Origin of the sequence: Haemophilus parainfluenzae (genome assembly GCF_036288925.1) — a bacterium.
Lineage (GTDB): Bacteria > Pseudomonadota > Gammaproteobacteria > Enterobacterales > Pasteurellaceae > Haemophilus_D.
Genome location: NZ_CP127167.1, coordinates 1,154,317 through 1,174,038 on the forward strand (window position 1 = coordinate 1,154,317; position 19,722 = coordinate 1,174,038).

The following is a 19,722-nucleotide window of genomic DNA, read 5'->3' on the forward strand; positions in this document are numbered from 1 at the left end:
TTAGAGATAAAAAGAGATATGGCATTACTCCAAATTGCAGAGCCAGGACAAACGGCTGCACCCCATCAACATCGTCTTGCGGTAGGGATTGATTTAGGTACAACAAACTCTTTAGTTGCCGCAGTGCGTAGCGGTCAAGCCACTATTTTGAATGATGAACAAGACAGAAGCCTTGTGCCTTCAGTCATTTACTATGGTGAAAATGAAAAACTTGTTGGTACAGAAGCATTTGCAAAAGCTGCAATTGATCCTAAAAATACGATTATTTCTGTGAAACGTCTGATTGGACGTAGCCTTGATGATGTGCAATCTCGTTATACCAATTTGCCCTATGAGTTTGTGGCAAGTGAAAATGGGTTGCCATTATTGGTAACACATCAAGGTAAAAAAAGCCCAATTGAAGTCTCTGCGGATATTTTATCTCGTTTAAATCATATTGCAGAACAACGACTTGCAGGTGAGCTTTCTGGCGTGGTGATTACCGTACCTGCCTATTTTGATGATGCTCAACGCCAAAGTACAAAAGATGCGGCACGTCTTGCAGGGTTAAATGTATTACGTTTATTAAATGAACCCACTGCTGCAGCAGTGGCTTATGGCTTAGATAGCGGAAAAGAAGGTGTCATCGCTGTTTATGACTTAGGTGGCGGTACCTTTGATATCTCAATTTTACGCTTGTCTAAAGGTGTATTTGAAGTCTTAGCAACAGGTGGGGATACCGCTTTAGGTGGTGATGATTTTGACCATTTAATTGCCGATTGGATTGTTGAACAAGCGGGTATTCAACCACAAAATGCGAATGAGCAACGTGAACTTTTAAGTTTAGCCACACAAACTAAAATTGCCTTAACAAGTGCACAAAGTGCGGTCATTTCTTGGCGCGGATTTGAAGGTGAGTTAAGTCGTGAGCAATTCAATGAATTAATCCACTCATTGGTAAAACGTTCTTTATTAACCTGCCGTCGAGCATTGAAAGATGCGCATGTTGAGGCTGAAGACGTGCAAGAAGTGGTTATGGTTGGAGGCTCAACTCGCGTGCCTTACGTACGTGAACAAGTAGGCGAATTCTTTGGTAAAACACCATTAACCTCTATTGACCCAGATAAAGTAGTTGCCTTAGGTGCGGCTATCCAAGCAGATATTTTAGTGGGCAACAAGAATGACAGTGATATGTTGTTACTCGATGTTGTGCCGCTTTCTTTAGGCATTGAAACCATGGGCGGTTTAGTGGAGAAAATTATTCCACGTAATACCACGATTCCAGTGGCTCGCGCGCAAGAATTTACCACCTTTAAAGATGGTCAAACTGCGATGACGGTACATGTGGTACAAGGGGAACGTGAATTAGTGGATGATTGCCGTTCTTTAGGTCGTTTTACGTTGCGTGGTATTCCACCAATGGTAGCGGGGGCAGCACATATTCGTGTAACTTATCAAGTGGATGCGGATGGCTTATTAAGTGTAACCGCCATGGAAAAATCCACAAAAGTCCAAGCATCGATTCAAATTAAGCCTTCTTATGGTTTAACGGATGAAGAAGTAACGGCAATGATTAAAGCTTCTTTTGATAATGCACAAGATGATATGCAAGCACGTGAATTAGCCGAGCAACGTGTTGAGGCTGATCGTGTGATTGAAAGCGTGATTGTAGCATTACAACAAGATGGGGCTGATTTATTAACCGAAGCCGAATTCCACCAAATTGAAAATGCACTGAAACAATTAATGGATGTAAAAGAAGGTACAGATCGTCATGCTATCGTTCAGGGGATTAAAGCCCTTGATATCGCGACTCAAGAATTTGCGGCAAGACGAATGAATAAATCCATTAATCAAGCGCTGACAGGTAAATCTGTATCAGATATTGAGCAATAAAGTGCGGTTATAAATTAACGAGTTTTTTATATTGAGGAAAGTAATATGCCAAAAGTGATTTTTTTACCGAATGAAGAATTCTGTCCAGAGGGTATGGTGGTTGATGCAGCAGCAGGCGACAACTTATTAGAAGTAGCGCATAATGCGGGTGTTGAAATTCATCACGCTTGCGATGGTTCTTGTGCTTGCACAACATGCCATGTTGTGATTCGTGAAGGGTTTGATTCATTAAATGAAGCAAGCGATCAAGAAGAAGATATGTTGGATAAAGCATGGGGCTTAGAAATGGATAGCCGCCTTTCTTGCCAATGTGTCGTGGGGGATGAAGATTTAGTGGTGGAAATCCCTAAATATAATATTAACCATGCGAATGAGGCGGCTCACTAATGAAATGGACGGATGCACAACTTATTGCAGAAGAGCTTTATGATCATAATCCAGATTTAGATCCTAAAACGGTACGTTTCACGGATTTGCATAAGTGGATTTGTGAACTAGACGGTTTTGATGATGATCCAATGAAATCTAATGAGAGTATTCTGGAAGCGATTTTGTTGAAATGGTTAGATGAATACGAATAAGCCTGATTACACAGGCTTATTATATTTTTAATTAGTTAATCTGATAGTTTTTGTATATAAAGTTGATAAACGGGTAACATCTGTAAAACATGGAGTTTTTGCTGATAGATATTGACGTAAGCATCGACAGCAGGTTTTACTAGGTGGTAGTAGTTTTGTTTGCCATTTTCTTCTGGGCTCCATAAATAGTCATCAAAAGCAATAATACCATTATTTTTTACTAATTTATGGGCTAAAATAGCATCAAATAGTACATCTGGAGCTTCATGAGAACCATCTACATAGATAAAATCAAATTTTCCAGCTTCGCCTTTTGCTAATAGTTCAATCATTTTAGTATGGGAATATCCCTTATGTTTGATAATATTAAGGGATTTTCCGCATCGTTTGGCATAAATCATTAATGTTTGAATATTCTCATTGAAAGATTGCTCAATAGAACTCATATCCCACTTTCCTTGATGCTCTAATCCACCTTCCCAAGAATCAATACAATGAATCTCTATTTCATTATGGTATTTAAGCATTTCCTCAGTAAAAAAATGCGTTGAACGCCCTTCAAATGAACCAATTTCTAAGATTCTTTGAGGAGTAAATTGTTCAAAAATATAGGATAGGGGAGGGATATTATGAGTAAACCAGTCAGTACTGAAATTGACAGTTAAATTATCTTTAGTTACGTTGTTTGACATTTTAAATCCTTAGATTGATTAAATATAAACCGCACTTTATTGCTAAAGTGCGGTTATTTTTATCGTTATTTTTAATTATTTTTTCTTCGCGTATTTTAAGGAGTCAATAGCAACCGCGAGGATGATAATGCTACCTTTAATGATATATTGCCAGTAAGGGTTAACACCGATGTAAGTTAAACCATAGTTAATAACGGTGAAGATGATAACACCCGTGATTACGCCGATAACAGTACCCACACCACCAGCGAAAGATACACCACCTACTACGCAGGCAGCAATCGCATCTAATTCATACATGAAACCAAGGTTGTTGGTAGCACTACCGATACGGCCAGCTTCTAACATACCACCGAATGCATAGAACATACCAGAAATCATGTAAATTACAACAAGGTTACGTGCTACGTTTACGCCAGATACTTTTGCTGCTTCAGGGTTACCACCGATAGCAAAGATATTTTTACCGAAGCGTGTTTTATTCCACATCACCCAAACTAAGAATGCACAAATTGCCGCATAGATAGTGATGTAGGATAATTTGAATGAACCGAGTCTAAAGAAGCCTTGTGCGAAGTTAGAGAAAGATTCACTGAAGCCAGCAATTGGTGAGCCACCTACGCCATCGTAATAAAGTGAGTTAAAACCGTAAACAATGATCATGGTACCCATGGTTGCAATGAACGGAGTTACATTGAGATAAGCGATAACTAAACCATTCACTAAACCGATTACAGCACCTATCACACAAACAGTCAGGATAACTACTGGAATCGGAATTTCACCTAAATCCGGGAACACGCGGTTCATGTTTTCCATTGATTGTAAGAGGGTAGCAGAAATAACCGCCGCTAAACCGACTTGGCGACCGGCTGACAAGTCGGTACCTTGAGTGACAAGCAAGCCTGCAACACCAAGGGCGATAATAAGGCGGACGGATGATTGAGTTAAAATGTTACTAAAGTTGCGAACATTCAAGAATGTTGGATCTTGTGCGATGATGATGCCAAGTAAAATCAACAACACAAAATAAATCGCATTTTGTTTTAAGAAATCGAATGATTTATTTTTTGGTAAGGCACTCATAATTTGTTCCTTTATGATTTATAAATATTTTGCGGCAAGTTGCAAAATTTCTTCTTGAGACGTTTTTGCCGTTTCAACGATGCCGGCAACACGACCATTACTCATGACCAAAATTCGGTCTGTTACGCCTAATAGTTCCGGCATTTCTGATGAAATCATAATGATGCCTTTATCTTTTTTAGCGAGTTCTTGAATGAGCTGATAAATTTCAAATTTTGCCCCAATATCAATACCACGAGTTGGTTCGTCGAGCATTAAGATATCTGGTTGGGTTAAAAGCCAACGGCCGATAATGACTTTTTGTTGGTTACCACCAGAAAGCGATCCAATCGTTGTTTTGTGAGAAGGGGTTTTCACGTTCATCGCATCAATCACCCATTGCGTATCGCTCGCCATTTTTTTGTTGCTGAGCAATTTCCATGGGGTGAGGTAAGATTTCATATTTGAAATCAAAGAGTTAAATTCAATACTTAGGTTTGAATAAATCCCGGTTGAACGACGTTCCTCAGTCACCAAAGCAAAACCGTGGTTAATCGCCTCAAGTGCGGTATGATTTTTCACGATTTTTCCGTTGAGTTTGATCGTCCCTTCTTTTAATTCGCGTACACCAAAAATGGCTTCCACAATATCAGTTCGTTTTGCACCAACAAGACCTGCAATACCTAAAATTTCACCTTTGCGTAAATTAAAGGAAACATCTTGAATGGAAGGTTGATTCACCGCAGTTAAATGTTCCACTTCAAGCGTGATTTCTTTGGGTACGTTAGTTTTTTCAGGGAAACGTTGTGTTAATTCACGGCCAACCATCATTGAAACAATTTCTTCCATGGTGGTGCCTTTAACTTCAACGGTATTGATCCATTTACCATCACGAAGAATGGTGATTTCATCACAAATTTTGAAGATTTCATCCATTTTGTGTGAAATATAGATAATGCCACAACCGCGATCTTTTAATTTTTGAATAATTTTGAAAAGATGTTCCACTTCTTTTTCTGAAAGTGAGGATGTTGGCTCATCCATAATTACGATTTTAGCGTTATAAGAGAACGCCTTCGCAATTTCGATCATCTGCATTTGTGAAACAGAAAGTTTGGCCACTTTTTCTCTTGGATCAACATCAATATCCAATTCATCGAAAATCGCTTTGGTATCACGATACATTTTGGCGTGATCCACAAAAGGACCTTTAAGTGGGTAGCGACCCAACCATAGGTTATCCATTACACTGGTTTGACGCACCAAGTTAAGTTCCTGGTGAACCATTGAAATCCCATTTTCAAGGGCTTCTTTTGATGTTTTAAAATCAACAGGTTTGCCTAAGAATAAAATTTCACCTTCGTCTTTTGCATAAATTCCGAAGAGGCATTTTAATAATGTCGATTTACCCGCCCCGTTTTCGCCCATTAAGGCGTGAACAGAGTGAGAACGAACTGTTAGATTGGCGTGATCAAGGGCTTTTACACCGGGGAAAGACTTACTGACATCCGTCATTGTCAGTAGTACATCACTGTCTTGGGTTTGAGTTGTCATATCCAACCTCATCAAAAAGGGGGGAAAGGGAATTTGGGTTTCCTTTCCCCCCTAAAATTAAAGAAAAGCAATAGATTTTCTTATTTTAAGAATTCACTTAGGTTATCTTTATCCACACCAACATAAGGGATACGTACCACACGGTTTTCTAATTTCCATTGTGTACCTTCTGTTGCTGTTTTACCGCTAGCAAGGTTTGCAGAAAGTTGAACAACTGCTTTACCTTGGTTAACGCCATCGTTTAACACAGTACCTGCAATTTCGCCTTTCTTAATTAATTGAAGTACCTCTGGTAACGCATCTACACCAAAGATTGGTAGTTTTTTACCGTGAGCTTTGGTTGCTTCTAGTGCGCCTAATGCCATACCATCATTATTTGAAATAATCATTTCAATTTGATTGGCCTTAGAGCTAGATAACCAGGCGTCCACTTTATCTTTTGCCATTGCGGCATCCCACATACCGGTATCAATAAATAATTGTTCGGTTTGGATACCTTTAGCATTTAATTGCTCAATCACATATTTAGTACGCGCTTCAGCATCCGGGTGGCCTGGTTCACCTTTTAATAATACATATTGGATTTTACCGTCTTTGTTTAAGTCTAAGTCTGGCATTGCTTTCCATTGTTTCGCAATTAGATCACCTTGGATTAAACCAGATTCTTTCGGATCAGTACCAACATAGTAAGCTTGGTCATAGATACCAATTGCTTTGGCGCCCGGATCTTTATTGAAGAAAACAACAGGAATGTCATCTTGTTTCGCTTTCTTGATAACAGTTGAAGCGGCTGCCGGGTCTACTAAGTTAATCGCTAAGGCTTTCACACCTTTAGAAAGCAAACCATCTACTTGGTCGTTTTGAATAGATTGTGCATTTTGAGAGTCATTCATTAATAACTCAATGCCGCCAAGGGCTTTCGCTTCTTTATCGATTTCTTTACGCATCAATGACATGAAGTTGTCATCATATTTATAAATGGTAACACCAATACGGTTATCGGCTGCGAAACCTGAAGTTGCTGAACTTAAACCGATTGCTAAAGCGACCGTACTTAATACTGCTGTTTTTTTCATAAAAACGCTCCTATGTAGAGAAAGAGATTTTATTGTTGATTTTTTATATATCAAATAGAGGAATGTTGCGTACATCTATTGCAACTGAATGCATCATAACGAAATCAAAACTGTTAATCTGTGATCAAACTCACATAAATGAAAACGATTACATAGCAATGTTTAAATTTGTGATCTACATCACGGTTTTATTGCATTTTCTACGGAAAAACGTCTCACCAATGTTGGATTAAATTGAACAACAGTCGGTGTGACAATAGACGAATCGACTAAACTTAACGCTAGTTTTGCCGCATAATTTGCCATTAAATCAATTGGATAGCGAATTGTAGTGAGTTTGGGGATTAAATACCGAGCAATCGGCATATCATCAAATCCTACAATGGAAAATTGTTTCGGGACTTTGATATTGTTTTCATTTAAAACAGAAATTGCACCAGCTGCCATGGTATCGTTATAGGCCACCACAGCGGTTAAATTGGAGTTGTAGCTTAATAAATCAATCATGGCTTTTTCACCGCCTTCAAAATCAGGTGAATTATGCACAATGGCTTGTTCTACAATGGGGAAGTTATGCGCTTCTAAGGCCTCTAAGTAGCCTTCCTTACGTTCTGTTTCATCTAAAATACCGTGATTGGAACCTATGTAGGCGATATGCTTATGACCATAACGAATCAGCATTTCAGTGGCAAGATAGGTACCTTGACGGTTATCAAGGCTGACGCAACGATTTTCATAACCCGCAATCACGCGGTTAATTACCACCATACCGGGTACATTTTCTAAATAATGCTGTAACGCTTCGTCAGAAAGGGCTTTGGAATGAACGACTAGACAGCTACAACGCTTGCGTAGCAAGGTATCAATTGCTTCACGCTCTTTTTCTGCATGATGGTATCCAATGCCAATCAAAATCGTTTTTTGATGTTCTTCAGCGACTTTATCGACCGATTTAACCAAGATAGCAAAGAACGGATCCGTTACATCGGTAACCACCACGCCAATGGTATCAGTATTTTGTACTGCCAGAGCTTGTGCGTTTGCATTGGGTTGATAATTTAAGACTTCCATAGCGCGTTGTACCGAGTAACGGGTTTTTTCACTCACAGATGGGGAGCGATTAATCACCCGGGAAACAGTGGCAACCGACACGCAAGCTAATTCAGCAACATCTCGAATTGTAGGCATAACAGGGCTCTCATTCATTTTTTCATAGCAATTATCATAGTAAATTTGAATAAAATTGAAAGCGGTTACTTTCAAAAATGCTACATTCGTCACAAAAAAGTGATTGAATGAGCGGCTTATTTCCTGATTTTGTGATAATGATCACGGTTTATTTTTTTTAATTTGTTATCTTATGAGAAAATTTTTTGTAATCGTTTACATTTTGGAGCAAAAATATGAGCGAAACCGTATTTGAACCGACAGATCATCCACATCGTCGTTATAATCCGTTAATTGACCAATGGGTTTTAGTCTCGCCACATCGTGCTAAACGTCCATGGCAGGGGCAACAAGAAAAAGTGAGTGAGGAACAAAAGCCAAGCCACGATCCAAATTGTTATCTTTGCCCGCGTAATAAACGTATCACGGGCGAACCTAATCCGGATTACCATAAACCTTATGTATTCAAAAATGATTTCTCGGCTTTATTAGAAGATACACCCGCGCCAGAGCAATCAGCCGATCCTCTTTTCCAAATGAGCCAAGCTCGTGGTGAAAGCCGTGTTATTTGTTTTTCGCCAGATCATAGTAAAACATTGCCGTTATTGACCGCACTTGAAATTGAAGAAGTGATTAAAGTGTGGCAAGAGCAATTGCGTGAACTGGGTCAAAAATATCAGTGGGTACAGATTTTCGAAAATAAAGGCGCGGCAATGGGATGTTCCAATCCACATCCGCACGGACAAATTTGGGCAAATAGCTTTTTACCGAATGAAGTCGCACGTGAAGATGTTGCTCAACGAAATTATTATGAAAAACACGGTTCGGTACTTTTAGTGGATTACGTTCAAAAAGAATTAGAGAAAAAAGAACGTATTGTGGTGGAAACCGAGCATTGGGTTGCGGTTGTGCCTTATTGGGCGGTGTGGCCGTTTGAAACCCTGTTGTTGCCTAAATTGCATGTAAAACGCTTAACAGAATTAACTGAAGCTCAAGCTAAAGATCTTGCCGTGATATTGAAAAAATTGGCAACGAAATACGATAACTTATTTGAAACGTCTTTCCCTTATTCGATGGGCTTCCATGCAGCACCATTTAATGGTGAAGATAACGAACATTGGCAGCTTCATGCACATTTTTATCCACCATTGTTGCGTTCAGCTACGGTTCGCAAATTTATGGTGGGTTATGAAATGCTAGGTGAAAGCCAACGTGACCTCACCGCTGAACAAGCGGCAGAAAGATTACGTGCGTTAAGCGAAGTACACTATAAAGAACGTTAAGAAATCCTTTCCCTCTTGAGTTAAGAGGGAGTGTGAAAGAGAAAGGAAAATAATATGACTCCAGTTCAAAAATCCCAACACATTTTTACGCAAAAATATAACAAGCAACCTGAACTGACCGTATATGCACCAGGTCGTGTAAATATTATCGGCGAACATACCGACTATAATGATGGCTTTGTGATGCCTTGTGCGATCAATTATGGTACAGCTATTGCAGGATTAAAACGTGCTGATCATATTTGGCATGTTTATGCCGCCGATCTTGATCTTGAGGATACCTTTTCTCTTGATGAAGATTTCCCTCAAAGTGAGCAAAAATGGGCGAATTATGTGCGTGGTGTCGTGAAATTTATTCAAGAACGTTGCCCACAATTTAAACAAGGTGCTGATTTAGTGATTTCCGGAAATGTGCCACATTCTTCTGGTTTGAGTTCTTCTGCTGCTCTTGAAGTAGCGACGGGTAAGTTCTGCCAACAACTCAGTGATTTACCTTTAACACATACAGAGATTGCTTTAATTGGTCAAAAAGCTGAAAACAAATTTGTAGGCGCAAATTGTGGGAACATGGATCAATTAATTTCGGCTTTAGGACAAAAAGATCATCTATTAATGATTGATTGCCGTAGTTTAGAAACACAGCCAACGCCTGTGCCGAAAGATGTCGCTGTTATTATTGTGAACTCAAATGTACCGCATGATTTGGTGACGGGTGAATACAATACACGCCGTTGGCAATGTGAAAAAGCGGCAGAATTCTTTGGTGTGAAAGCGCTGCGTGATGTGTCAGTAGAAGAATTCCAAAAAAGAGAAGCAGAATTGACCGCACTTAATTCTTTAGTGGCTAAACGTGCACGCCATGTGGTGACTGAAAACCAACGCGTACTTGATGCCGTTGAAGCCTTAAAACATAACGATTTAACAAAATTAGGTGAATTAATGGGGCAATCTCACGAATCAATGCGCGATGATTTCGAGATTACCGTGCCGCAAATCGATTATCTTGTTGAACTCGCTCAATTAGTGATTGGTAAAACCGGTGGTGCGAGAATGACAGGCGGTGGTTTCGGTGGCTGTATTGTTGCCCTTGCGCCTCATGATAAAGTCGAAGCCGTGCGTAAAATTATTGCCGATAATTATGAAAAACAAACGGGTTTAAAAGAAGATTTCTACGTTTGCACAGCCTCACAAGGAGTGAGTCTATGCTAGAAAAAACGGCGTTCAATGCACCAGATGGACAGCCTTATCAACTTGTTCAACTCACCAATTCAAATGGCATGATCGTGCAATTTATGGATTGGGGAGCCACTTGGCTTTCTTGTAAAGTCCCTGTGAATGGTGAGTTGCGAGAAGTGTTACTTGGCTGCAAAGTGGAGGATTATCCTCATCAAACTGCTTATTTGGGCGCAAGCGTAGGGCGCTATGCAAACCGTATTGCTAACGCCAAATTTGAATTAGGTGAGCGAACAATTCAGCTGGTTGAGAATCAAGGCAAACATCAATTACATGGTGGTAAAGAAGGCTTTGATAAACGCCGTTGGAAAGTGGAAGAGTGCGGTCAGAATTTTGTGCGTTTTTCCCTTGTGTCTCCCGATGGTGATCAAGGTTTTGAAGGTAATGTGCAGGTTAATGTGCTTTACACACTGACTGATGAAAATAGCGTAAAAATTGAATACGAAGCAGAAAGTGATAAAGATACCGCGCTTAATTTAACAAACCACGCTTATTTCAATTTAGAAAATGCTGAGCAGGGCTGTGATGTGCGAAATCATACACTACGCCTTAATGCGGATTTTTATCTGCCGGTTGATGGTGAAGGCATCCCAAATTCACCACTTAAACATGTGGTGAATACCAGCTTTGATTTTCGTGTTGCAAAACCAATCGTAAAAGATTTTCAACAAGGCGATCAAGTGGTAACAAAAGGTTACGATCATTCCTTTATTGTCAATAAAGCATGGCAAAAGCCTTGTGTATTATTGACTTCCCCTAATGAAGATTTAAGCCTTGAAGTACTCACATCCCAAGCGGCGTTACAGGTTTATACGGGAAACTATCTTGCCGGCACTCCAACTCGTGAAGATAGCACTTATCAAGATTTCAATGGCATCGCCCTTGAAACCCAATGTCTTCCCGATACCCCAAACCACCCCGAATGGCAAAATTATGGCGGTATTCAAAAAGCAGGTGAACGCTATTACCAGTGGACAGAGTTTAGGTTTAAATAGTTTAATCAATTAATAAAAGTGCGGTTAAAAATTACCAAGTTTTTAACCGCACTTTATTTTCAGCCATTTAGCTTAAGTTTTTTGCGATTTTTGTCAAAATATGCTACTTTTTACGCAGTCAATCCGACAGTAACGCATTTAATTTTATGAACGAAGAACATTCGAGTAATCAAACTGAAACAACTAAAAAGTCTTTTTTCCAATCACTTATTGGCCGCTTTTTCCAAGGTGAGCTGAAAAACCGTGAGGAACTCGTGGAGGTGATTCGCGATTCAGAACAAAACGATTTAATCGATCAAAACACTCGTGAAATGATTGAAGGAGTAATGGAAATCGCTGAGCTTCGTGTACGCGATATCATGATTCCTCGCTCGCAAATCGTATTTATTGAATCGAATCAAGATCTCGATGCTTGTTTGAATACCATTATTGAATCCGCTCACTCTCGTTTTCCTGTAATTGCAGATACGGATGACCGCGATAATATTGAAGGTATTTTGCACGCGAAAGATTTGCTTAAGTTTTTACGTGAAGATGCAGAAGAATTCGAGTTGTCCAAGTTATTACGTCCAGTCGTGATAGTGCCGGAAAGTAAACGTGTCGATCGTATGTTAAAAGATTTTCGCTCTGAGCGTTTCCATATGGCGATTGTGGTGGATGAGTTTGGTGCAGTATCAGGTTTGGTGACTATCGAAGATATTCTCGAACAAATTGTCGGTGATATTGAAGACGAATTTGATGAGGAAGATGTCGCGGATATTCGTCAGCTTTCTCGTCACACTTATGCGGTGCGTGCATTAACAGATATTGATGATTTTAATGCCCAATTTAATACGCATTTCGATGATGAAGAAGTGGATACCATTGGTGGTTTAATCATGCAAGCCTTTGGGTATTTGCCTAAGCGCGGTGAAGAAATTACCTTAGAAAATATTCAATTTAAAGTGACCTCTGCCGATAGCCGTCGTTTGATTCAGGTACGTGTAACCGTGCCAGATGAGCATTTGTCAGATATGGAAGGTGTAGAAGAACAAGCTGAGTAAGTTACTCAGTTTGACCGTATTCTTGGCCCCCTCTTTGCTGAAGAGGGGGAATATTTTTTTATAGTATGGATAAAATGAATAAATTAGTCGTTTATCTTATAGCCTTGATTTCTGGGGTAATTGGCGTATTTGCTTTTTCACCGTTTGATTATTGGGGATTAGCCTATGTATCCTTAGGCGGATTACTTTTTGTAGCGAAAAATGCCAAAAAATCAACCGCACTTTTTGCTACTTTTTTGTGGTCGATGGGCTTTTTCTGTTTTGGTGTAAGTTGGTTAAATGTTAGCATTCATCAATTTGGTGGGGCTTCCCTTGGTGTGAGCTATCTCTTGGTGGGCTTACTTTCGGCCTACCTAGCACTTTATCCAATGCTTTTCACTTATTTCGTGCAGCGTTTTCAGGTGCAAAGTGCGGTCATTTTTGCTGCGATTTGGACATTGACTGAATTTTTGCGTGGTTGGGTGTTTACCGGTTTTCCTTGGTTACAATTTGGTTATACCCAAATAGACAGTCCGTTTTACGGGATTGCGCCGATCTTTGGTGTCACGGGGATGACATTCTTTACCGTTTGGGCAAGTGCGGTCATTTTTAATCTTGTTTTTTCACTATCGAAAAAACAATGGAATTTAGTCAGTGTGAATGCATTGCTCTTATTGGTTGTGGGTGGATTAAGCGCTTATGCTGGTAAGATGAATTTTGTTCAACCCAAAGAAGGTAAAGGACTAACTGTCACGCTTGCACAAGGCAATATTGAGCAAAATTTAAAATGGGATCCTGAATATCTTTATGCTACAGTAGACATCTATCAAAAACAAATTTTGACACATTTAGGCAAGTCTGATTTGATTATTTTACCTGAGTCAGCATTGCCAACCCTTGAAAATGCGATTACGCCATTTTTTGAAGCTTTAGATAAAGTCGCAAAAGAGAAAAACACGGAAGTAATGATTGGTACCGTATATCGTGATGAGCAAAGCGGTAAATTATTAAATTCGATTGTGACGGCTGGGAATTCTGATTTTCCTTATGAGTTGACGACAAAAAATCGTTACAGCAAACATCATCTCGTGCCATTCGGTGAATATGTGCCGTTAGAAAGTTTGTTGCGCCCACTTAATTCCGTATTTAATTTGCCAATGTCTGCGTTCCAAAGTGGCGATGCGGTACAGCCATCTTTTATGGCAAAACAACATGCTTTTGCGCCAGCTATTTGCTATGAAATTATTTTTGGTGAGCAACTTCGTGAAAATCTGAAAAAAGAAACCGATTATTTGCTGACGATTTCTAATGATGCATGGTTTGGTGATAGCATTGGCCCTTGGCAGCATTTACAAATGGCTAGAATGCGCGCGCTCGAATTAGGTAAACCATTAATTCGTGCAACGAATACAGGGATTTCAGTGTTTATTGATGCAAAAGGTAACATTGAAGCGCAAGCGCCTCAATTTGAGGAAACAACGCTGACCCATAAAATGGTGCCAACAGAAGGCAAAACGCCTTATGCAGCATTAGGTAATTTACCTATTTATGTGTTGTCATTAATTTTTGTGTTATTACGTGGCTTCACGACGTTATTAAAACGTCGCTTGAACCTTTCACAAAAATAGCAGTCAAAACGACCGCACTTTTTTAACGTGAGAGAAAAATAAATTTCTTCTTATAAAACCAATGAGATTTTAATGAATAAAAATCTAATCGAAGTCAAAAACCTGACCTTTAAACGAGGTGAGCGTGTGATTTACGATAACCTGAATTTGAAAGTCCAACAGGGCAAAATTACGGCCATCATGGGGCCATCAGGGATCGGAAAAACCACGCTACTGAAATTAATTGGCGGTCAGTTGCATCCTGAACAAGGCGAGATTTTGTTTGATGGACAAGATATTTGTCGTCTTTCAAATCGAGAGCTTTATGAAGTGCGTAAACGCATGGGAATGTTATTCCAATCAGGTGCATTATTTACGGATATTTCAACGTTTGATAACGTGGCATTTCCGATTCGCGAGCATACGCGTTTACCAGAAAGTCTAATTCGTCAAATTGTATTGATGAAATTAGAAGCAGTGGGCTTACGAGGTGCGGCAGATTTGATGCCTTCGGAGCTTTCTGGGGGGATGGCGCGTCGTGCAGCATTAGCTCGAGCGATCGCACTTGACCCAGATTTAATCATGTTTGATGAGCCGTTTACAGGGCAAGATCCAATCAGCATGGGCGTGATCGTGAGCTTAATTAAACGCTTGAACGAAGCACTGAAGTTAACCTCTATTGTGGTTTCCCATGATGTGAATGAAATATTAAGTATTGCAGATTATGCCTATATTATTGCGGATAAGCATGTGATTGCCGAAGGAACATCAGAGCAACTGCTCGCGAGCCAAGATCCGCAAGTGGTGCAGTTCTTGAAAGGTGAAGCGGATGGTCCGGTAAAATTCCATTATCCGGCAGGTGATTATGTGGAGGAATTATTTAAATGATTGTTGATATGATTTCTTCACTTGGACGAAGCGTAATCAAATTTTTCCGTGCATTAGGCCGATCCGGCTTTATGTTGTTTGGTGCGTTAGTCGGTAAGCCACAAATTCGTCAACATTTTCCTTTATTAGTGAAGCAGTTGTACGTATTAGGTGTACAGTCGTTATTAATTATCCTGCTTTCAGGTTTATTTATTGGTATGGTGTTAGGTTTACAAGGCTATGTAGTCTTGGTAGATTTTTCTGCAGAAACCAGCCTTGGTCAACTTGTGGCACTGTCTTTATTACGTGAATTAGGTCCAGTAGTGACCGCACTTTTATTTGCGGGTCGAGCGGGTTCAGCACTAACGGCTGAAATTGGCTTGATGAAAGCCACAGAACAACTTTCCAGCCTTGAAATGATGGCAGTCGATCCATTACGTCGTGTGATTGCACCGCGTTTTTGGGCGGGCGTGATTGCGATGCCAATTCTTGCGATTCTCTTTACCGCGATTGGTATTTGGGGCGGCTCGCTTGTTGGCGTGGATTGGAAAGGTGTCGATGCAGGTAGCTTCTGGTCAGTGATGCAAAATGCTGTCAGCTGGAGCTATGACATTCTAAACGGATTTATTAAAAGCGTATTTTTCGCCATTGCGGTGGTGTGGATTGCGTTATTCAATGGTTATGATTGTATTCCAACATCTGAAGGTATCAGTCAAGCCACAACTAGAACAGTTGTCCACGCATCACTTGTGGTACTTGGGCTCGATTTCATCTTAACTGCCATTATGTTTGGGGCAGGCTAATAGGGTATTTTTATGCGACAAACAATTAAATATGAATTTTGGGTAGGCTTATTTTTACTACTCGGTATCGCTGCGTTAGTGTTTCTAGGCTTACGCGTAGCAAATGTACAAGGTTTTGGTGAAACAAAATCTTACACAGTGACTGCAACTTTTGACAATATTGGTGGACTAAAAGTCCGAGCGCCACTTAAACTTGGTGGGGTAGTCATTGGTCGCGTGTCTGATATTAAGTTAGACGAAAAATCGTACTTACCAAAAGTCAGTATTGCGATTAATGAAGAATATCAAGAAATTCCGGAAAACAGTTCGTTATCGATCAAAACATCGGGATTATTGGGGGAGCAATATATCGCTTTAAGCATGGGGTTTGATGATGGTGAAACCGCAATGCTAAAAAACGGTAGCCAAATTCAAGACACGAAATCCGCAATGGTATTGGAAGATTTAATCGGTCAGTTCCTTTACGGTGATAAAAAAGTAGATGGTAATGCTGACAAAGCAGAACCAGATGTAAAATAATAATCTTTATTTGGGAGATTTATGATGAAATTTATTCAGTTAAAAAAATGGTTTAGCCTAATGGCATTTGCAGTGGCTACGCTTTTTGTGACTCAAACTGTACGTGCAGAAACCAGTCCTTATGTGTTGATGCAACAAGCATCAGATAAGTTATTTGCCGATATAAAAAACAATCAGGCAAAAATTAAAAAGGATCCAAATTATTTACGTACTATCGTGCGTAACGATTTATTACCTTACGTGCAAGTAAACTATGCAGGTTCTTTGGTGTTAGGTTCACACTTTAAATCAACCACACCAGAACAACGTGAAAAATTCTTTAAAGCATTCAGCGATTTTATTGAACAAGCTTATGCACAAGTGTTAACCGCTTACACTGATCAAAATATTCAAATTGAACCGGCTAAAGAGGTAGGTGATAAAAACCTAGTGAGCATTCGTGTTAATATTGTACAAAATGGTGGGCAAGCGCCAATCAAATTAGATTTTAAATGGCGTAAAAACAGTAAAACTGGCGAATGGCAAGCTTATGACATGGTTGCAGAAGGCGTGAGCATGGTTGTCACTAAACAAAATGAATGGAGCGGTATCTTACGTCAACAAGGTATTGAAGCATTAACTGCTCAAATTCAAAAATCTGCTGCAGCACCAGTGACATTGAGCAAATAAGCGAATGACTGCGTTAAAGTGGGATTTAATCCAAAATAATGATAAGATAGCTCTCCAATTATCGGGGGAGCTATCCCGCAACACGTTGTTACCATTATGGCAACAACGTGCTTCTTTTTTATCAGAAAAGCAAAACAATCAAAGTCTCATTGAATTTGATTTAACTGAAATCAATCGAATTGATTCTGCTGGTTTTGCATTATTGTGTGATTTTCTACACGATTGCGAGCAGTTACCAAATAAAAAAGTGCGGTTGATAAACCCTCCAGAACAGCTATTAACCCTTGCTGATTTAGTGAATTTATCTCATTGGATTAGCACTTTTATCGACCATAATTAAAACGGAAATCCGAATGGAACTGCAAGAAATTGAACGTATTTTAAAAGAAAGCCTGAATGTAGATGAGGTTTATGCTCAAGGTGAAAATGCTCACTTTGGTGTGATTGTAGTAAGTGATGAAATCTCAGCACTTTCTAAATTAAAACAGCAACAAACCATCTACGCGCCATTAATGCCTTACTTTCAAACTGGCGAAATTCACGCTTTAACGATTAAAACCTATACCACTGCAAAGTGGAAAATGGATCGTCTATTACATCAAGCAAGCTAGGATTTTCTATGGAAAAATTTCGTGTTTATGGCGGGCAATCTCGCTTAAGTGGTACTGTGACCATCTCAGGTGCAAAAAATGCTGCACTTCCTATTCTTTTTGCTGCAATTTTGGCAACTGAGCCGGTTAAATTAACAAACGTACCAGAACTAAAAGATATTGATACAACCTTAAAAATCTTGCACAAACTTGGTGTGGTGGCAGAGCGTGATGCTGAAGGTGCTGTATTATTAGATTGTTCTAAAATTGATCACTTCGTTGCACCGTATGAATTAGTAAAAACCATGCGAGCCTCTATTTGGGCACTAGCACCGTTGGTGGCTCGTTTTAATCAAGGTCAAGTTTCTTTACCAGGTGGTTGTTCTATCGGTGCACGTCCGGTTGATCTTCACATTAGCGGCTTAGAAAAACTCGGTGCAACAATTGAGCTTGATGAAGGTTATGTTAAAGCGGTTGTTGCAGATCGTCTTGTAGGTACACGTATTGTGATGGAAAAAGTGAGTGTCGGTGCAACTTTATCTATCATGATGGCTGCAACACTTGCAAAAGGTACAACAATCATTGAAAACGCTGCTCGCGAGCCAGAAATTGTTGATACGGCAGATTTCCTCAACAAAATGGGGGCGAAAATTACAGGTGCCGGGACAGATCACATTGTCGTTGAAGGTGTTGACCGCTTAACAGGCTGCGAGCACAGCATTGTGCCAGATCGTATTGAAACCGGTACATTCTTAATTGCGGGTGCCATTTCTGGTGGTCGCGTGGTATGTCAAAATACCAAAGCAGATACCATGGATGCGGTGATTGATAAACTCCGTGAAGCAGGCGCAGAAGTTGAAGTGACTGAAGATAGCATTACATTGGATATGTATGGCAATCGTCCGAAAGCTGTCAATATTCGTACTGCACCACATCCAGGCTTCCCAACAGATATGCAAGCACAGTTCACCTTATTAAACATGGTGGCTGAAGGCACAAGTATCATTACTGAAACCATCTTTGAAAATCGCTTTATGCACATTCCAGAATTAATTCGTATGGGTGGTAAAGCTGAGATTGAAGGTAACACGACAGTTTGTCACGGTGTTGAGCATCTTTCTGGTGCAGAAGTGATGGCGACAGATTTACGCGCATCAATCAGTCTTGTGTTAGCAGGATGTATCGCAAGTGGTGAAACTATCGTAGATCGTATTTATCACATCGATCGTGGTTATGAGCACGTTGAGGATAAACTTCGTTGTTTAGGTGCGAAGATTGAACGTTTCTCTGAAAAGAGTGAAGAAGTTTAATTAAATTCTGATCAAAGAGCGGTCAATTTTGACCGCTTTTTTATTCTCTATTCATTATTTTTTTGAATAATCTCTCGCCCCAAAAATGGCCGTACCAATGCGTACCATCGTTGAGCCACATTTGATGGCACTTTGCATATCATCGGTCATTCCCATAGAAAGCGTATCAATTTGCTGATGAGGCAAGGCGACTTTAAGCTGCTCAAATAATTGTTTCATTTGGCTAAAGGCGGCTTCTTGTTCAGCAATATTATCTGTTGGTGCAGGAATCGCCATTAATCCACGTAAACATAAGTGCGGTAGATTTTCAATGTGTTTTGCCAACTCAATCATTTCACTCGGTTGAATACCTGATTTACTGGCTTCATCACTGATATTAATTTGAATTAAAACATTCAAAGGCGCTTTATTGGTAGGGCGTTGTTCATTTAAACGATCGGCAATTTTGGCACGTTCTAGCGTTTGCATCCAATCAAAATGTTCAGCGACAAGACGCGTTTTATTAGATTGTAATGGCCCAATAAAATGCCATTCAAGTTGAATATTCTGTGCTTCAAAATACTGAATTTTATCTACGCCTTCTTGAACGTAGTTCTCCCCAAATGCTTTTTGTCCGGCTTGATAGGCTTCTAAAATTGCTTCATTGGGTTTGGTTTTAGAAACTGCCAATAAAGTGACCGCACTTTCAGGACGATGTGCAAGTTGAGTAGATGTTTGGATTTGTTGATGAATGTTTTCGAGTGATTGTTGAATTGTCATCATTTCCTTCCTGAGCAATGTTAAGTTTTCTTATTCTACACCAACGTAATGATTT

General features: G+C 39.8%; 21 protein-coding genes. 15 read left to right on the plus strand and 6 right to left on the minus strand.

Translation table 11 applies throughout. The features are described 5' to 3' along the window. The first annotated feature begins 18 nt into the window (after nucleotides 1-18). The 3 genes from hscA to iscX are packed head-to-tail and all read left to right on the plus strand — an operon-like array spanning nucleotide 19 to nucleotide 2,456. Nucleotides 19-1,875 (plus strand): Fe-S protein assembly chaperone HscA, encoded by a 1,857-nt coding sequence (hscA, locus tag QQS40_RS05920; protein ID WP_329504293.1) that lies wholly within the window; start codon nucleotides 19-21, stop codon nucleotides 1,873-1,875. A 45-nt stretch (nucleotides 1,876-1,920) separates the two neighbouring features. Continuing rightward, nucleotides 1,921-2,262, plus strand: coding sequence for an ISC system 2Fe-2S type ferredoxin (fdx, locus tag QQS40_RS05925; protein ID WP_005696659.1), 342 nt, complete (start codon nucleotides 1,921-1,923; stop codon nucleotides 2,260-2,262). Beyond that, entirely contained in the window at nucleotides 2,262-2,456 is a 195-nt protein-coding gene (iscX, locus tag QQS40_RS05930) for a Fe-S cluster assembly protein IscX (protein WP_049364507.1), read from the plus strand. The genes fdx and iscX overlap by 1 nt, the downstream gene beginning before the upstream one ends. Nucleotides 2,457-2,491: 35 nt before the next feature. On the opposite strand, the gene QQS40_RS05935 is transcribed toward iscX, so the two are convergent. The 5 genes from QQS40_RS05935 to QQS40_RS05955 all read right to left on the minus strand — a co-directional run bounded on the left by QQS40_RS05935 (nucleotide 2,492) and on the right by QQS40_RS05955 (nucleotide 8,031). Further along, entirely contained in the window at nucleotides 2,492-3,148 is a 657-nt protein-coding gene (locus tag QQS40_RS05935) for a class I SAM-dependent methyltransferase (RefSeq protein ID WP_289901339.1), read from the minus strand. Nucleotides 3,149-3,223: 75 nt separating this feature from the next. Then, entirely contained in the window at nucleotides 3,224-4,234 is a 1,011-nt protein-coding gene (gene mglC, locus QQS40_RS05940; RefSeq protein ID WP_289901338.1) for a galactose/methyl galactoside ABC transporter permease MglC, read from the minus strand. An 18-nt stretch (nucleotides 4,235-4,252) separates the two neighbouring features. Next, nucleotides 4,253-5,767: a galactose/methyl galactoside ABC transporter ATP-binding protein MglA gene (gene mglA / locus QQS40_RS05945; protein WP_289901337.1), complete on the minus strand. Its 1,515-nt coding sequence runs from the start codon at nucleotides 5,765-5,767 to the stop codon at nucleotides 4,253-4,255. Nucleotides 5,768-5,847: 80 nt separating this feature from the next. Then, on the minus strand, nucleotides 5,848-6,843 hold the full coding sequence (gene mglB, locus QQS40_RS05950; protein ID WP_049355502.1) for a galactose/glucose ABC transporter substrate-binding protein MglB: 996 nt from the start codon (nucleotides 6,841-6,843) through the stop codon (nucleotides 5,848-5,850). 180 nt (nucleotides 6,844-7,023) lie between these two features. Then, entirely contained in the window at nucleotides 7,024-8,031 is a 1,008-nt protein-coding gene (locus tag QQS40_RS05955; protein WP_289901336.1) for a substrate-binding domain-containing protein, read from the minus strand. A gap of 215 nt (nucleotides 8,032-8,246) precedes the next feature. Here QQS40_RS05955 and galT point away from each other — a divergent pair, with 215 nt between their 5' ends. The 12 genes from galT to murA all read left to right on the plus strand — a co-directional run bounded on the left by galT (nucleotide 8,247) and on the right by murA (nucleotide 18,908). After that, entirely contained in the window at nucleotides 8,247-9,293 is a 1,047-nt protein-coding gene (galT, locus tag QQS40_RS05960; protein WP_049374436.1) for a galactose-1-phosphate uridylyltransferase, read from the plus strand. A 54-nt stretch (nucleotides 9,294-9,347) separates the two neighbouring features. Further along, nucleotides 9,348-10,502: a galactokinase gene (gene galK / locus QQS40_RS05965; protein ID WP_289901335.1), complete on the plus strand. Its 1,155-nt coding sequence runs from the start codon at nucleotides 9,348-9,350 to the stop codon at nucleotides 10,500-10,502. Beyond that, complete coding sequence (gene galM / locus QQS40_RS05970) at nucleotides 10,496-11,521, plus strand: galactose-1-epimerase (protein ID WP_289901334.1); 1,026 nt, start codon at nucleotides 10,496-10,498, stop codon at nucleotides 11,519-11,521. The genes galK and galM overlap by 7 nt, the downstream gene beginning before the upstream one ends. Nucleotides 11,522-11,667: 146 nt before the next feature. Next, a complete protein-coding gene (corC, locus tag QQS40_RS05975) occupies nucleotides 11,668-12,564 on the plus strand; it encodes a CNNM family magnesium/cobalt transport protein CorC (protein ID WP_014064936.1) in 897 nt (298 codons plus the stop codon). A 74-nt stretch (nucleotides 12,565-12,638) separates the two neighbouring features. Next, complete coding sequence (gene lnt / locus QQS40_RS05980; protein WP_289901333.1) at nucleotides 12,639-14,171, plus strand: apolipoprotein N-acyltransferase; 1,533 nt, start codon at nucleotides 12,639-12,641, stop codon at nucleotides 14,169-14,171. A gap of 72 nt (nucleotides 14,172-14,243) precedes the next feature. Further along, nucleotides 14,244-15,038 carry a phospholipid ABC transporter ATP-binding protein MlaF gene (gene mlaF / locus QQS40_RS05985; protein ID WP_289901332.1) on the plus strand — a complete coding sequence of 265 codons (795 nt, stop codon included), beginning with the start codon at nucleotides 14,244-14,246 and terminating at the stop codon, nucleotides 15,036-15,038. After that, the gene (gene mlaE, locus QQS40_RS05990; RefSeq protein ID WP_049355494.1) at nucleotides 15,035-15,820 is read left to right on the plus strand and encodes a lipid asymmetry maintenance ABC transporter permease subunit MlaE; all 786 of its coding nucleotides are present in this window, start codon (nucleotides 15,035-15,037) and stop codon (nucleotides 15,818-15,820) included. The genes mlaF and mlaE overlap by 4 nt, the downstream gene beginning before the upstream one ends. A 12-nt stretch (nucleotides 15,821-15,832) precedes the next feature. Further along, a complete protein-coding gene (mlaD, locus tag QQS40_RS05995; protein ID WP_049355493.1) occupies nucleotides 15,833-16,339 on the plus strand; it encodes an outer membrane lipid asymmetry maintenance protein MlaD in 507 nt (168 codons plus the stop codon). A 21-nt stretch (nucleotides 16,340-16,360) separates the two neighbouring features. After that, on the plus strand, nucleotides 16,361-17,008 hold the full coding sequence (gene mlaC, locus QQS40_RS06000) for a phospholipid-binding protein MlaC (RefSeq protein WP_289901331.1): 648 nt from the start codon (nucleotides 16,361-16,363) through the stop codon (nucleotides 17,006-17,008). A 4-nt stretch (nucleotides 17,009-17,012) separates the two neighbouring features. Beyond that, a complete protein-coding gene (locus tag QQS40_RS06005) occupies nucleotides 17,013-17,348 on the plus strand; it encodes an STAS domain-containing protein (RefSeq protein ID WP_014064941.1) in 336 nt (111 codons plus the stop codon). Between the two features lie 13 nt (nucleotides 17,349-17,361). After that, nucleotides 17,362-17,619, plus strand: a complete 258-nt coding sequence (locus QQS40_RS06010; protein WP_005697151.1) for a BolA family protein — start codon at nucleotides 17,362-17,364, stop codon at nucleotides 17,617-17,619. Between the two features lie 8 nt (nucleotides 17,620-17,627). Beyond that, the gene (gene murA, locus QQS40_RS06015; RefSeq protein ID WP_289901330.1) at nucleotides 17,628-18,908 is read left to right on the plus strand and encodes a UDP-N-acetylglucosamine 1-carboxyvinyltransferase; all 1,281 of its coding nucleotides are present in this window, start codon (nucleotides 17,628-17,630) and stop codon (nucleotides 18,906-18,908) included. Between the two features lie 54 nt (nucleotides 18,909-18,962). Here murA and QQS40_RS06020 read toward each other — a convergent pair whose 3' ends face one another. Then, complete coding sequence (locus tag QQS40_RS06020; protein ID WP_289901384.1) at nucleotides 18,963-19,667, minus strand: YggS family pyridoxal phosphate-dependent enzyme; 705 nt, start codon at nucleotides 19,665-19,667, stop codon at nucleotides 18,963-18,965. Nucleotides 19,668-19,722: the final 55 nt, after the last annotated feature.

Bases quoted from the DNA above. Each gene is read 5' to 3' on its own strand.
- hscA (WP_329504293.1), top strand. From the start codon at position 19: ATGGCATTACTCCAAATTGCAGAGCCAGGACAAACGGCTGCACCCCAT.
- fdx (WP_005696659.1), top strand. From the start codon at position 1,921: ATGCCAAAAGTGATTTTTTTACCGAATGAAGAATTCTGTCCAGAGGGT.
- iscX (WP_049364507.1), top strand. From the start codon at position 2,262: ATGAAATGGACGGATGCACAACTTATTGCAGAAGAGCTTTATGATCAT.
- QQS40_RS05935 (WP_289901339.1), bottom strand. From the start codon at position 3,148: ATGTCAAACAACGTAACTAAAGATAATTTAACTGTCAATTTCAGTACT.
- mglC (WP_289901338.1), bottom strand. From the start codon at position 4,234: ATGAGTGCCTTACCAAAAAATAAATCATTCGATTTCTTAAAACAAAAT.
- mglA (WP_289901337.1), bottom strand. From the start codon at position 5,767: ATGACAACTCAAACCCAAGACAGTGATGTACTACTGACAATGACGGAT.
- mglB (WP_049355502.1), bottom strand. From the start codon at position 6,843: ATGAAAAAAACAGCAGTATTAAGTACGGTCGCTTTAGCAATCGGTTTA.
- QQS40_RS05955 (WP_289901336.1), bottom strand. From the start codon at position 8,031: ATGCCTACAATTCGAGATGTTGCTGAATTAGCTTGCGTGTCGGTTGCC.
- galT (WP_049374436.1), top strand. From the start codon at position 8,247: ATGAGCGAAACCGTATTTGAACCGACAGATCATCCACATCGTCGTTAT.
- galK (WP_289901335.1), top strand. From the start codon at position 9,348: ATGACTCCAGTTCAAAAATCCCAACACATTTTTACGCAAAAATATAAC.
- galM (WP_289901334.1), top strand. From the start codon at position 10,496: ATGCTAGAAAAAACGGCGTTCAATGCACCAGATGGACAGCCTTATCAA.
- corC (WP_014064936.1), top strand. From the start codon at position 11,668: ATGAACGAAGAACATTCGAGTAATCAAACTGAAACAACTAAAAAGTCT.
- lnt (WP_289901333.1), top strand. From the start codon at position 12,639: ATGAATAAATTAGTCGTTTATCTTATAGCCTTGATTTCTGGGGTAATT.
- mlaF (WP_289901332.1), top strand. From the start codon at position 14,244: ATGAATAAAAATCTAATCGAAGTCAAAAACCTGACCTTTAAACGAGGT.
- mlaE (WP_049355494.1), top strand. From the start codon at position 15,035: ATGATTGTTGATATGATTTCTTCACTTGGACGAAGCGTAATCAAATTT.
- mlaD (WP_049355493.1), top strand. From the start codon at position 15,833: ATGCGACAAACAATTAAATATGAATTTTGGGTAGGCTTATTTTTACTA.
- mlaC (WP_289901331.1), top strand. From the start codon at position 16,361: ATGATGAAATTTATTCAGTTAAAAAAATGGTTTAGCCTAATGGCATTT.
- QQS40_RS06005 (WP_014064941.1), top strand. From the start codon at position 17,013: ATGACTGCGTTAAAGTGGGATTTAATCCAAAATAATGATAAGATAGCT.
- QQS40_RS06010 (WP_005697151.1), top strand. From the start codon at position 17,362: ATGGAACTGCAAGAAATTGAACGTATTTTAAAAGAAAGCCTGAATGTA.
- murA (WP_289901330.1), top strand. From the start codon at position 17,628: ATGGAAAAATTTCGTGTTTATGGCGGGCAATCTCGCTTAAGTGGTACT.
- QQS40_RS06020 (WP_289901384.1), bottom strand. From the start codon at position 19,667: ATGACAATTCAACAATCACTCGAAAACATTCATCAACAAATCCAAACA.